Source organism: Psychromonas sp. SR45-3 (assembly GCF_014163575.1).
Classification (GTDB): Bacteria; Pseudomonadota; Gammaproteobacteria; order Enterobacterales; family Psychromonadaceae; genus Psychromonas; species Psychromonas arctica.
Window position 1 is genome coordinate 14,208 of sequence record NZ_JACJDP010000031.1, and the last position, 13,973, is coordinate 28,180.

Here is a 13,973-nt window from a genome sequence, read left to right on the forward strand (position 1 = left end):
TGCACAGAAAAATCGTTTAGCTTAAAACATAATTTGATGTAAATGATGACTTCTTTGATGAAACTTAACAACTCAGTCTCAAACCGAAGTTTATTTAGCTTACTGCTTACTTCTTTTTGTATTTTGAATCGCGATACCAATTCCGCTAAATAGCAGATCAATCTTTCTAGGTAAAACGCATTACTTCTGCGCTGGAAACTCTGCAGATGGCACAATTAATTGACGAAATCTACACTTTAAATTGACAGGATTTTCCTACGCAATATTTGATCACATACTTAATAGCGCTGCTATAACGGGTATAAATATAGATAACTATTATATGTACATCAGAGAATAGTGCACGAAAAAAACTCATAAAATCAATGATGAGGGATCAGAAAAAAACAATAAACACATGCCAATAAGTATAAAAAAACAGCGAATTATAATGTTCTGGTAAAAGGAGAAGGTCGTTTTTATAGGGTTAATAAGAGCTGACTTAGTTCTATAGATTATAGAAAAATGAGAAAAAACTCTCCTAACGAGTTAGGAGAGTTAAATTATGCAAGTATATTAACGAGTAACTGGCACTTTACGAGTTTCATCGATGTTAATTTCGATTCGACGATTCATTTTGTGAGCAGCACGAGTATTACTTGTATCAAGTAGATTTGTTTCACCGTGACCAACAGCCTTCATGCGATTTGCATCAATACCGTATTTAGACGTCAACATAGCAGCAACTGCGTTAGCACGTTTTTGTGATAACTCTAGGTTGTAATCTGCTTTACCTAATACTGAACTGTAACCGTCAACCGTAATGTCTACGTGTGGGTAAGTTTTAAGGAATGTTGCTACTTTATCAAGCTCAGAAAAGTACTCAGGTTTAACAACAGCTTTGTTATTATCAAAGTTAACAGCCAAGCGGTATGAAAGATTTTCTTCAGCAAAAATAGTACAACCTACTTCGTCTACTTTATTAGACATAGGTGTAGCTGGACATTGGTCAGTACCGTCAACAACACTATCTTTATCAGTATCGATCGCAACAGGTGCAACGTAAGCTACTGGCTCAGCTTTAACAGGTGGTAGTGCTTTTTCATTTTTATCAAAGAAATACACTAGACCTACTTGAGCGATTGCATCAGTAAATTTTTCGTCAAATTGGTAGCTACCTTTACCTTCAACATAACCAGCAAACTGGTCAGTGAAGTATTGACGGTAACCAAGACCGACGTTAACCGCTGCTTCTGCATCAGCTTCAAAATCTAATGCACTAATACCACCTAGTAAATAAACGTTCTTTCCAGTTGGGAAGAAAAGAGCATCAAATGTGTATTTGTTTAGATTATCAAGATCACTACCTTGCTTAAGATCAGCAGTAAAGTTTGTGTAAGATAAACGCAGCTCTAAAGGAGCTGAAACACGATAACCTAATTCAACACCAGCACCGCCAGCGTTATTGAATTGATCGCCAGTAGCATCTAAACGGTCGTTATCAGCTTTAAGATAGGCGCCGTGGATACCACCGTAAACGTTTCCAACTAACGTTTCAGCATCAGGTTGATCTGCATGAGCAGGAAGAAATTGGCCAAGTAGCAATGTGCTAACAAGAAGGGGTAATTTACGTTTAATCATATCCATGTTCCATATAGTTAATTTAGCTGGTAAAAGTACCATCAAACTAAGGTGAAAAAATATCATAGTCGTTATTGATTTGCAAAGTTAAAATTAGATATATTATTAATTTTTTTAGCCTAAAATTCCTAGAAAACAAAGCCAAATTCCCAACTCATTGAATAAATTGAAATAAAAGCAAAAACAATACGTTAACGCCATACTTCAATAGATTACGTTTACTATAAACACACCTTATATTTAAATGATATTCAGCTTATTACAACTTCAAATAACTATCTACTTATAGGTATAAATATCAAATTAAAGTCTCTTTGCGAGTTTTAATATCATCTTTAAAATGTCATTTATCACCAACACCCCGTTAAAGGATTAACACAGATAATCGTTCGAAAATTGTTCGAAAATTGTTCACATCACGTCTAACACTGATATTCTATCTAGCGACTGAATAATGCATTTTGATTGGTAACAGGTATACCTACGAGAGCCATAAGACATAAGATCACACTTGTATAAAAAAATTAGCTGCTCACAAAAGCTAAAAATATGACTCAATGGCGTAAGTTATGCTTTATTTTTATAGCATTTAGGTATTTGTAAAGTTAGCGCAATAGCCAATCGAATAAAGTCGACAATGGATTATATCGATACAACCTTTCAGCCTATCTCTCAAAGAATAAAGTAACAGGAAAAGGACTTTTAATGTGGAATAGAAAATTACGCTTTATCTTATTAATTGTTTTATTGATGTCTGGTTTTTTATTTATTAGCCTCGTTAGTTACTACACAGCCAATGAATCGATCAGAACACAAATAGCCAAAAGCACGTTACCACTCACCAGTGATAATATTTATTCAGAAATTCAACGCGATTTGTTAAGACCCATTTTTATTTCATCTATGATGGCCAAGGATACCTTTGTTCGTGATTGGGTAATAAACGGAGAAGAAGATGGAACAGCCATTGTTAAATACCTTAATGAAGTGCAATTACATTACGGCACAGTGACCAGCTTCTTTGTCTCGGATAAAACGCGTCACTATTACCATTCAACGGGGATATTAAAACCTGTCAGCGTATTAGATAAACAAGACGACTGGTATTTTCGAGTACAAAAAATGACGTCAGATTATGAGATTAATGTTGATGTGGATACAGCTAATCGCATGTCGTTTACTATCTTTATTAATTATCGAGTTTATGATTATGATGGTAGTTATATTGGTGCCATTGGGGTTGGTCTGGCCGTTAATGCAGTACAAAAATTAATAGAAAATTATAAAAATCGTTACAACAGAGAAATCTACTTTATTGATAAAAATGGTGAGATAGTACTCAGTGGCGTTGTTAATAATACACATATTAATATCCATCAGAATCCAGGTTTGTCCGAATTTTTGCCGCAGATACTTGATACAACCACAAATTCGATAGAGTACGAAGAAGACGGTCAAAAGCATTATCTTAATAGTCGCTTTGTACCTGAATTTGACTGGTACTTAATTGTTGCGCAGAAAGAAAATGAGGCTGAACAGCGAATTGAAAATACGTTAATCCTTAATTTAAGCGTTAGTTTTGTGATTTCACTTATTTTGGTTGCCTTTGTGCATTTAATTATCTCTGGTTATCAAAGAAAGTTAGAAACAATGGCGACCACGGATAAATTAACAGGCTGTGCTAACCGGCAAATTTTTGACGCCCTATTTAAACAAGCACACGCACAGTCCAAAAGAACACAAACGTCATTATCCGCACTGATGTTAGATATTGATTACTTTAAAAAAATTAACGACACCTACGGACACCCGACCGGGGATGTAGTTTTAAAAACCTTAGTACAAGACGTAAAAAGCAATATTCGAGAATCTGATATTATTTTTCGATGGGGAGGTGAGGAGTTCTTAATTCTTTTACCTGAAAGTGGCAAAGACGAAGCCTATAAAACGGCAGAGATTGTTCGAAAAAGTATCGAGAATTTGATCATTACATTTGCTGGTAAATCAATTTCGGTGACGATTAGCATTGGTGTCAAAACGATGCTCACAGATGATACCCAAGAGACACTGTTCGAAGATGCAGATAAAGCTTTGTATTTAGCTAAAAAAAAGGGCAGGAATAGAACAGAGGTTTATCATGATTCCGCTAAATAGCTGATCACATACTTAATGAAATGACTATAATTAGAAGCTGAATATTTTTAAGTAACAATATTGTTCAGTAACAGTATGATGGAGAGTTAACTTTACTCACCATCATATTATCTATTAAAGACAGATTTATTAATGTGCGGGTTATTAGCGCTTTCTTAATTCAAATAGGTCTGTACGTCTATCTTTTAAGTTTTTCACGCTTCCAAACTGATTAAGTTCGCGTAATAAATAAATATCAACATCCGCAATCAAGATCATTTCAGTATTAGGCGTTGCTTCTGCTTTGATCCCGTTAGCAGGAAAAGCAAAATCACAAGGAGTAAATACCGCTGACTGCGCGTATTGAATATCCATATTGTGCACTTTAGGTAAATTACCTACTCCACCAGCAATCGCCACATAACATTCGTTTTCAATCGCACGAGCATGGGAACAATTTCTGACTCGAGAATAACCATTTTGAGTATCAGTTAAGAAAGGTACAAATAAAATATCCATTCCTTCATCGGCTAGAATTCGGCTTAATTCAGGAAACTCCGAGTCATAACAAATTAGAACACCTATTTTTCCACAGTCCGTATCAAAAGCTTGTAGTTGAGATCCACCATCCATTCCCCAAACCTTAACTTCGTCGGGAGTCACGTGAAGCTTTTCAAAACGCTCTTTAGTACCATCTCGACGGCACAAATAACCGACGTTATAGAGTCGATCTCCGACTATTTCTGGCATGCTACCAGTAATAATATTGATATTGTAGCTAATCGCTAAATCAGTAAATTTTTGAACTATTGTTTCCGTATGCTTAGCTAATTCGCGTATTGCTTGTGGTTCACTTAGGTGATTATTTTCAGCCATCAAAGGAGCATTAAAAAACTCAGGAAACAATGCAAAATCTGAACGGTAACCCGCGACCGCATCAACAAAATATTCTACTTGTTCCATTAACTCATCAAGGTTTTTATAAGGTCGCATCTGCCATTGAATTAAACCAAGACGTACCAGCATTTTAGTTGGCACTTCTTTTTTGTTTATCTCTTCATAATAAATATTGTTCCATTTTAACAATACCGCATAATTATTAGAGCCTTTATCTCCCTCGAGGTAACCTTTTAAAATACGCGCAGGGTGAAAATCATTGGAGATTTGAAAATTTAAAACCGGATCATGGATCTCTTTACGTTTTACTTTATCAATGTATTGCTTAGGAGATAGCTCATTTGAATATTTGTGATAGTTAGGTATACGACCACCAAAGGTGATGCCTTTTAAATTTAATCTTTCACATAACTCTTTACGGTAATCGTACAAACGACGACCAAGACGCAAACCTCTAAACTCCGCTTTAATAAAGACATCAATACCATATAAGGTATCACCCTCGTCATTATGGGTGTTAAAGGTATCTTTTCCCGTCCCTGTTATATCATCATAAGTATGAGCATCATTAAAGTCAGCATCATTAATACGTATAGAAAGTGCACAACCCGCCAACTGATTATTTACTTTAATAACTATCTGACCTTCGGGAAATTTACTAATTAACGATTGAATATGTTGCTCTTCCCAATAAGCACTCGCTAGAGAAACATTGGTGTAAGCCTCAATCATGGTCGTTTTTAGTTCCTGATAGTCATCAAGACTTAATATCGATAATTCTACATTCTCTATGTTTTGCATTGAACAATCCTACCTGACTTTATAGAAGCTTTGAGTATATTTTAGTTTTTCATTTGTTTATAGAAAATAAAAATATAAACCATAACGGAAAAACCGGTAAAAGTACGACAGCAAAAAGTCCACTATAGAAATATCACAATAGAAATGCCAGAAAGTGAAAATAAGTCGCTAGGCATCTAAGTCGTTAGTAAGTAACTAAGTAACTAAGTAACTAAGCGAGCAACAACGTAAGCGAGCAACAACGCCTGATTTAAAAAAGAATGGTGCCCCTATATTTTTATTTACGGATAATTTTTCTCAACCATAGGCTTAACCACTAACTCATCAACACAGACATTGCCAGTTTGGCTTGCCATATAGATGATCGCTTCAACAACGCTGATCGGATCAAGGTACTCAGGTCGTGCACTTTCTCTGAAAGGCGTATCTACGCCACCAGGATAAATTGCGCAGACTTTAATGCCTTCATTTCTAACCTCTTTTCTAAATACTTTAGTTAACCCATCCAAACCAGATTTAGCAGCGGTATAACCCGCTATCCCTTCATTTGCAAAGGAGCAAACCGTTGACATCACGTTAATGACCATGCCTTTTTGTTGTGTTTTCATGGATTGTTTATAGACCTGTTGCATAAACACACAAGGAGCGAGCATGTTAATTGTTAACATCTGCTGCAAGTCATTAATATCCATATTGACGACTGAATCTCTTGATGTGTTTGCACCGGCACAATTAATCAAAATATCAATATTTCCTAATTGCGTGGTTGCATTACTGACAAAGCTGGCAATCGCATCATAATCACTCAGTTCAAAAGCCTGATGGTAATGCTTTTCCTCCGTTAAACTTAGGTTAACCACACTCATCACAACATCTTGCATCTTTTGGCTAGAGCGACCGCAAAAAGCGAGATTGCATCCCAATGAAGCTAACCGCTCAACAAGCAAACGGCCAATGCCAGACGTTGCGCCGGTTACCAAAATATTTTTATGTTTTAACGTGACTGACATTAGACTTCCCCCTGAGACGGTATCGATAGGCTCATATTATTCCTTACATTCAAGCTGCGGTTAAAAACGATTGGATGAAGTGAACAATAACACCTCCAATATTCAACCTATCAAGCACTCCCTCCTTACCGAATAGTTAATTGATAAGTTTGAGATATGGTTAATAAAAGTAAACTATCACACACCAATATAGGGTTAATGGAGCGATTAAACGTTATTCTTTTCAGCAAAAGATATTATTTAAGTGTATATATGACTTATTGTTTTTGTTTTGACGAATACGATCACGCTTAATTTAAAACTACATAGCTAAAGTCATATAGTTAAAATTACATAGCTAAAACTACATAAGAATGGATTAAAACCATTTAATATTTATTTTTATAAGGTAAGTAATGTCTACAATAAAGGACGTAGCTAAAGAAGCCGGTGTATCGATTGCCACTGTATCTCGTGTTGTAAACAACTCTCCCAAGACCAGTAAATCAGCCATTGCAGCCGTGACTCAAGCGATGCAAAAGCTAGGCTATCGCCCGAATGAATCTGCCAGAGCCTTAGTCAGCCAAAAGACGAATACAATAGGTGTATTGGTGGGTGATGTTTCAGATCCCTTTTTTGGTTTACTGATCAAAACAGTCGATAAAATCGCCCATGAGCATGGTAAACACACACTTATTGGGAATGGTTATCACCACCCACAAAAAGAGCGAGATGCCATAGAGTTATTAATTAAAAATCGCTGCGACGCTTTAATTATTCACTCTAAAAGGCTGACAGATGAAGAGTTAACTAGCTACGCACAAGAAATAAAGGGCTTGGTTGTGATCAACCGCTATATCGAAGCAATCGCCGACCGATGTATCTCACTTGATAACTATACCGGTGCTTACCTGGCCACCGATTATTTGATTCAACAGGGTCATAAAGATATTGCGTGTATTGCATCAAACCATACGATTGAAGATGCTAAAGACAGAAAAAAAGGTTATTTAGCCGCCTTGAAAGATAACGGTATTAGCTTATCAAATGAATATATCGCTTGTAACGACCCCGATGCAGATGGTGGTATGGCTGCAATGAACAGTTTATTAACTTTATCCATTAATATAACAGCCATTGTTGCCTATAACGATTACATGGCAGCGGGTGCCCTAGCGGTAATTCATGACAAAGGTATCGCCATTCCCGAAGCACTGTCTATTATAGGATTTGATGACGGCTTACTTGCTCATTACCTATATCCTGCGTTAACGACTGTGCATTACCCTATCGCACTAATGGCTGAAAAAGCGGCATTATTAGCATTAAAACGTACCAATGATCTCTATATTGAGACTGAACAGCTTCATTTCATTCCCTCACTCGTGATCAGAAATTCGGTAGCAAAGGTCAATACTTAACAGCACTTCGCTATGACCCCCCTTTTAATGGAGCCAATTTAATTGTTCCCTACTGGACTACTTGGCACTTTATTTATATGTTTTTATTATCGTCATCGAGAATTAAAAGCTCATTAACAAACGACTAACAATCGATAAAAATAAGTATTATGATATGTTTAAATTTGCTTTTTATTGTTTTAGTCAAAAGTGATCCAGCACACTAGTAAAATACATAAAAATAGAGTTTCATAAATAAAATTCCACTTCCCCCAGCATGATTAACAAGCTACTCTGTAAATAAAAAACCAATCCACACTTAATTAACAACATTAAAAAATAAAAATTAATCTTTAAAAATGAACAGCTTAAAATCATAATTTAAAATTATAAAAAGAAAAAAACACACTTATCATGGCAAATTATATTCAATTTTTTTCCTGCTTTTAAAATATCCCAATACCGATACTTAGCAAAAATGCTTTGTAATAAAGCGTAACAATCCCTATTAGCTCGCAAAAATAAAAATATGTAAACGCTTACATTTATTTTGCAAAGATGGTCACATTTACTTCACATTTATTAATCTACACTCGCTCCAGTGGTTAAAGAGTGCTCGAAATACTCCCACCATTCTTAGGTAATTAATATTAATAATTGAGAAAGGACTTATCATGAAGAAATTAACTATGTTAGCGACTCTATGTGCTTCAATGACTTTTGGTCATTCTGCTATTGCAGATACCAAGCTAGGCTTTACTGTCTATAAATATGACGACAACTTTATGGCGGTAGTACGTCAAGCAATTGAAAAAGAAGCAGAAAAAGATGATGACATTGTTCTCTTAATGAATGATTCTCAAAATAGTCAATCTATGCAGAATGACCAAATTGATATTTTACTTTCGCGTGGTGTTAAAGCACTTGCCGTTAATTTAGTGGATCCAGCAGCAGCGCCAGTCATTATCAAAAAAGCCAAAGAAGATAACATCCCAATTGTATTTTATAACAAAGAACCATCAGCTAAAGATTTAGCCAGTTACGACAAAGCTTACTTTGTTGGTACAGTGTCTAAAGATGCCGGCATTATCCAAGGCGAGCTAATTGCTAAGCAATGGGCTGAAAATCCAAAATGGGATCGTAACGGCGATGGTGTTATTCAGTTTGTTCTGTTAAAAGGCGAACCAGGTCATCCAGATGCAGAAGCACGTTCAAGCTATGTGATTAGCACTTTAAATGATAAAGGCCACAAAACAGAACAACTACATCTTGATACTGCTATGTGGGATACCGCAATGGCAAAAGACAAAATGGATGCATGGGTTTCTGGTCCAAATGGAAATAATATTGAAGTGGTTATTGCCAACAACGATGGCATGGCAATGGGCGCAGTTGAGTCATTAAAAGCAAACGGTAAAGCAGATTTACCTGTATTTGGTGTTGATGCATTAAGTGAGGCCTTAGCAATGGTTAAATCTGGCCAAATGGCAGGAACAGTACTAAATGATGCACCTAACCAAGCGAAAGCAACTTACGAACTAACACGTAATTTAGCGCAAGGAAAAGCAGCAGCAGAAGGTACTGAATGGAATTTAGTGGATAACGTAGTCCGTGTTCCTTATGTAGGTGTTGATAAGAGTACTATGGAATAACGTTTAAATAACGTTCGTTGACTCTGGTGGAAAAGCCCTCTTTTCCACCATTAATCCTACCGGAAACACTATTATGACCACAAATGTAGAAAATGAATTCCTGTTAGAAATGACTGGAATCAGCAAACAATTCCCCGGTGTAAAAGCACTCGATAAAGTGAATTTGAAGGTGCGTCCTTACTCGATTCATGCACTGATGGGTGAAAATGGCGCGGGTAAATCCACTTTATTAAAATGTCTCTTTGGTATTTATGAAAAGAATGAAGGAAAAATTGTTTTTCTTGGTAAAGAGATTAACTTTGAGTCATCAAAACAAGCACTAGAAGCCGGCGTATCTATGGTACATCAAGAGCTAAATCAAGTATTACAACGTTCGGTAATGGATAATATTTGGTTAGGCCGATACCCTTTAAAAGGTTTCTTCGTTGACCATAATAAAATGTACACCGATACTAAAAAAATCTTCGAAGAATTAGATATTGATATCGACCCAAAAGTTAAAGTCGCGACCTTATCTGTTTCTCAAATGCAAATGTTAGAAATTGCTAAAGCCTTTTCATATGACGCTAAAATAGTGATCATGGATGAGCCAACTTCTTCGCTAAGCGAAAAAGAAGTCAGACATTTATTCAAAATAATTAATAAGTTAAAAGAAAGAGGATGCGGCATTGTTTATATTTCACACAAGATGGAAGAGATCTTTGAAATATGCGATGAAATAACCATTTTACGAGATGGTGTCTGGATTGAAACTCGTCCTTTAGCGGGCTTGGATATGGATCAAATCATTAATAAAATGGTTGGTCGTGACTTAACACATCGATTCCCAGAAAAAACCAATGTGGTTAAAGAAGTTATTTTAGAAGTAAAAGATCTCACCGCAACCAACCAACCTTCCATTAATCATGTCAGTTTTAATCTGCATAAAGGCGAAATTTTAGGGGTTGCTGGGTTAGTTGGCGCCAAACGAACCGATATAGTAGAGACATTATTTGGTATTCGCGAACGCAGCTCAGGCGAGATCCTTTTGCATGGTAAATCCGTTGCTAATAAAGATGCACACGCAGCAATCAATAATGGCTTTGCACTGGTAACCGAAGAGCGCCGAGCAACCGGAATTTATAGTAATTTAGATATAACATTTAACGCTTTGGTCGCGAATGTAGAGCAATACAAAACTAAAAGTGGTTTGCTCAGCAACAAAAAAATGAAAAGTGATACACAGTGGGTAATTGACTCCATGAGTGTCAAAACACCAACCCACGAAACTAATATTGGCTCACTTTCTGGTGGTAATCAGCAGAAAGTGATCATTGGTCGATGGTTATTAACAAACCCTGAAATTTTAATGTTGGATGAACCTACACGCGGCATTGATGTAGGTGCAAAGTTTGAAATTTACCAATTGATACTCAGCCTCGCTAACAAAGACAAAGGTATCATGATCATTTCATCTGAAATGCCTGAACTATTGGGCATCACAGACAGAATCTTGGTAATGAGTAATGGCCGCGTTGCAGGAATTGTGAATACCAAAGAAACCACTCAAAGTGAAATTTTAGCGCTTGCAGCACTCTATTTATAAAAGGATTTGACCATGGACACACTGAAGAAACTCGGCGGGATGCGCTACCTCAAAGAAGGTGGTATCTACGCGGTTTTATTAATTTTGTTAGCAATTATTGTTATTCAAGAACCGTCTTTTCTAAGTTTGCGTAACTTAAGTAATATTTTAACGCAATCCTCTGTGCGTATTATCATTGCACTAGGTGTTGCGGGTTTAATCGTCACACAAGGTACCGATTTATCTGCGGGTCGCCAAGTGGGTTTAGCGGCGGTATTATCGGCCACTTTATTACAGGCTTCGGACAACGTTAATAAAGTATTTCCGGACCTAGGCGATATTCCAATTGTAGCCGTTATCATTGCAGTCTGTGCTGTGGGCGCGTTAATTGGGCTTATTAACGGTATTATTGTTGCCTATTTAAAGGTAACGCCGTTTATCGCCACCTTAGGTACTATGATCATCGTTTATGGTGTTAACTCTTTATACTTTGATACGGTAGGCGCATCACCGATTGCTGGTTTTGACGATCGCTTTTCTGAATTTGCGCAGGGCTTCATTCGCTTAGGTGACTTTAAACTCTCATATTTAACCTTTTATGCTGCCATTGCTATCTTTATTGTCTGGATCATTTGGAATAAAACGGTATTTGGTAAAAATATCTTTGCCATTGGTGGTAACCCAGAAGCCGCTAAAGTATCAGGCGTGAATGTACCTATCACGTTACTTAAAATCTATGCATTATCAGGTGTGTTTTATGCCTTCGGCGGTATGTTAGAAGCAGGCCGTATTGGTAGTGCAACAAACAACTTAGGTTTCATGTATGAGCTTGATGCGATTGCAGCCTGTGTCGTAGGTGGCGTTTCCTTTGCCGGAGGTGTAGGACGTGTACTTGGCGTTGTGACCGGTGTACTTATCTTTACCATTATTAACTACGGTATGACCTATATCGGTGTTAGCCCATATTGGCAATACATTATCAAAGGTAGCATTATCATCTTCGCTGTTGCCTTGGATTCAATGAAATATGCCAACAAAAAATAAACATTAGCGTGACATTAATTAAGGGCAAAGGTGAATTCTTTTGCCCTTAATGATTTAAAAAGGATCATTACATGTCTTTTAAAGGTAAAATTTTTTCAGTTTTAATTTTTATTCTTGTTCTTGCCATCTTCACCTCTTACCTCAGCGCAAACTACTATATCAATAATTACATTTTTGAGACCAGTGTTAAGAGCACCACCAGTCAACTTAATTTAGTCAGAGATAAGTTAAACAGCGATATGGGCAGTAAAATTTTACTGGCTAATAATATTGATACAGGCTCAAACAGCCTAGATGAATTACAAAAAGAGTCTGGTTTCTTTCGTATTAACAAAGTAATTCAAGGAATATTGTTTACTGATAAAGGTACTGAGACTGACCCAGCTAAAAAAGATCCTATTTTAAACATGCTTGTAAAAGCAGGCGATAAAATGAGTGTTAGTGATATTTTTACAGAAAATGATAAAGCAGTGATCACAGTGACTATTCCAGGTAAAAATGGGCGAGGTAATATTTTCTTTCTCGATTTAACATATATTCAAACGTTACTCAAAAACGCTTCAATGCCAGGCAGTTATTTAACATTAAATGATCATGCAGGTTTCGCTTTATTTGATAATAAAGTCGATGGCGATCTACTCAAAGTAGAACACCAAATCAAAGTAGGTGATAAACAATGGCACTTAACGGGTTACATTGATAAATCCTACATTGCCCAGCAAACCAATAGCATCAATAGCGCGATCACTTTGGCATTATTCATCGCAGGATTAGTGTTACTTGCTTTGGGCATTTTTTTAGTGCGACTTGCTTATCGTCCCATCGAAAATTTACGCGACGTTGTTACCGACTTAGCAAGTGGTGAAGCAGATTTAACACGACGCTTAAAGGTCAGCAGTAAAGATGATCTTGGCTTAATAGCTACCGGTATCAATAGTTTCACAGAACATTTACAGCAACTTATGCAGAATGTTGCCGCCACAACAGAACAACTAGATAACGGAGTAGCAAAAATCTCAAACACAGTATCACTCAATCATGATTTGTTAAATTCACATGCGAAGGAAACGGAACAAGCTGTAAGTGCAATCACTGAAATGAGTGCAACGGCAGACTCTGTTGCCCAAAGTGCATTAAGCGCATCACGGCTCACTGAAGATTCATCGCAACAAGCCAAAGTCTGTAAAGGTTTGGTACGCCACTCTGTTAGCAGTATTGAAGCGCTAATCAATGATGTCGAAGAGATGTCGGCGTCAATTTTCACCCTCAACGATGACATCGCTAAAATTGGTAGCGTGCTGGGTATTATCGGTGGTATTGCTGAGCAAACTAACTTACTGGCATTAAATGCAGCCATCGAAGCGGCGAGAGCAGGTGAACAAGGGCGTGGTTTTGCGGTAGTTGCTGATGAAGTTCGCTCACTGGCTAGTCGTACACAGGCTTCTACAAAAGAGATTAATACGATGCTTTCACAACTACAAGCAGGTACCTCTTCCGTAGTGAATGCAGTAGAAAGTACCAAAGCGGGTTGTCAGGCTTCGGCTAAGGCCACGCAAGAGAGCACGACGTCATTAGATTTAATGACAAGTTCAATTGTAGAAATAAACGCGCTTAATATGCAAATAGCTGCCGCAGCTGAACAACAAAGTGTCACTACCAATGAAATATCACGCAATATGACTATGATTCAAAATATGGTTATAGAGCTTGAGAAAAATGACACGAAAACACTCAACAACAGTAATGAAATTAAAAATAATAAAACACAATTAGTGAAAGTAGTTGAGCATTTTAAATTGAGTTAAGTTAATTATGTTAATAACTTAAAAAGTTTAAATTGGCTAAAACTAAAAAAACCACAGGTTATTTAACC

At 36.8% G+C, this 13,973-nt stretch carries 9 protein-coding genes; 6 read left to right on the forward strand and 3 right to left on the reverse strand.

Features of this window, described 5'->3' with window-relative positions; genetic code table 11:
* Positions 1–555: 555 nt before the first annotated feature.
* Positions 556–1,620 (reverse strand): OmpA family protein, encoded by a 1,065-nt coding sequence (locus H5084_RS14600; protein ID WP_051369062.1) that lies wholly within the window; start codon positions 1,618–1,620, stop codon positions 556–558.
* A 705-nt stretch (positions 1,621–2,325) separates the two neighbouring features.
* On the opposite strand from H5084_RS14600, the gene H5084_RS14605 reads away from it, so the two are divergent.
* On the forward strand, positions 2,326–3,774 hold the full coding sequence (locus H5084_RS14605; RefSeq protein WP_182691082.1) for a diguanylate cyclase: 1,449 nt from the start codon (positions 2,326–2,328) through the stop codon (positions 3,772–3,774).
* A 144-nt stretch (positions 3,775–3,918) separates the two neighbouring features.
* Here the strand turns inward: H5084_RS14605 and H5084_RS14610 are convergent, their stop codons facing one another.
* Positions 3,919–5,451 (reverse strand): carbon-nitrogen hydrolase family protein, encoded by a 1,533-nt coding sequence (locus tag H5084_RS14610; RefSeq protein ID WP_028868800.1) that lies wholly within the window; start codon positions 5,449–5,451, stop codon positions 3,919–3,921.
* A 281-nt stretch (positions 5,452–5,732) separates the two neighbouring features.
* The gene (locus H5084_RS14615; protein ID WP_182691084.1) at positions 5,733–6,461 is read right to left on the reverse strand and encodes an SDR family oxidoreductase; all 729 of its coding nucleotides are present in this window, start codon (positions 6,459–6,461) and stop codon (positions 5,733–5,735) included.
* Positions 6,462–6,856: 395 nt separating this feature from the next.
* Between H5084_RS14615 and H5084_RS14620 the strand changes: the two genes are divergently transcribed.
* From H5084_RS14620 to H5084_RS14640, 5 genes are all read left to right on the forward strand, one after another.
* Positions 6,857–7,861: a substrate-binding domain-containing protein gene (locus tag H5084_RS14620; RefSeq protein ID WP_182691086.1), complete on the forward strand. Its 1,005-nt coding sequence runs from the start codon at positions 6,857–6,859 to the stop codon at positions 7,859–7,861.
* 653 nt (positions 7,862–8,514) lie between these two features.
* Positions 8,515–9,492: a galactose/glucose ABC transporter substrate-binding protein MglB gene (mglB, locus tag H5084_RS14625; RefSeq protein WP_182691088.1), complete on the forward strand. Its 978-nt coding sequence runs from the start codon at positions 8,515–8,517 to the stop codon at positions 9,490–9,492.
* Positions 9,493–9,565: 73 nt separating this feature from the next.
* Positions 9,566–11,077 (forward strand): galactose/methyl galactoside ABC transporter ATP-binding protein MglA, encoded by a 1,512-nt coding sequence (mglA, locus tag H5084_RS14630; protein ID WP_028868804.1) that lies wholly within the window; start codon positions 9,566–9,568, stop codon positions 11,075–11,077.
* 12 nt (positions 11,078–11,089) lie between these two features.
* Positions 11,090–12,100, forward strand: a complete 1,011-nt coding sequence (mglC, locus tag H5084_RS14635; RefSeq protein ID WP_182691090.1) for a galactose/methyl galactoside ABC transporter permease MglC — start codon at positions 11,090–11,092, stop codon at positions 12,098–12,100.
* A 71-nt stretch (positions 12,101–12,171) separates the two neighbouring features.
* Positions 12,172–13,905 carry a methyl-accepting chemotaxis protein gene (locus tag H5084_RS14640; protein WP_182691092.1) on the forward strand — a complete coding sequence of 578 codons (1,734 nt, stop codon included), beginning with the start codon at positions 12,172–12,174 and terminating at the stop codon, positions 13,903–13,905.
* The last annotated feature ends 68 nt before the right edge of the window (positions 13,906–13,973 follow it).

Bases quoted from the DNA above. Each gene is read 5' to 3' on its own strand.
- H5084_RS14600 (WP_051369062.1), bottom strand. From the start codon at position 1,620: ATGATTAAACGTAAATTACCCCTTCTTGTTAGCACATTGCTACTTGGC.
- mglA (WP_028868804.1), top strand. From the start codon at position 9,566: ATGACCACAAATGTAGAAAATGAATTCCTGTTAGAAATGACTGGAATC.
- H5084_RS14605 (WP_182691082.1), top strand. From the start codon at position 2,326: ATGTGGAATAGAAAATTACGCTTTATCTTATTAATTGTTTTATTGATG.
- mglB (WP_182691088.1), top strand. From the start codon at position 8,515: ATGAAGAAATTAACTATGTTAGCGACTCTATGTGCTTCAATGACTTTT.
- mglC (WP_182691090.1), top strand. From the start codon at position 11,090: ATGGACACACTGAAGAAACTCGGCGGGATGCGCTACCTCAAAGAAGGT.
- H5084_RS14610 (WP_028868800.1), bottom strand. From the start codon at position 5,451: ATGCAAAACATAGAGAATGTAGAATTATCGATATTAAGTCTTGATGAC.
- H5084_RS14615 (WP_182691084.1), bottom strand. From the start codon at position 6,461: ATGTCAGTCACGTTAAAACATAAAAATATTTTGGTAACCGGCGCAACG.
- H5084_RS14640 (WP_182691092.1), top strand. From the start codon at position 12,172: ATGTCTTTTAAAGGTAAAATTTTTTCAGTTTTAATTTTTATTCTTGTT.
- H5084_RS14620 (WP_182691086.1), top strand. From the start codon at position 6,857: ATGTCTACAATAAAGGACGTAGCTAAAGAAGCCGGTGTATCGATTGCC.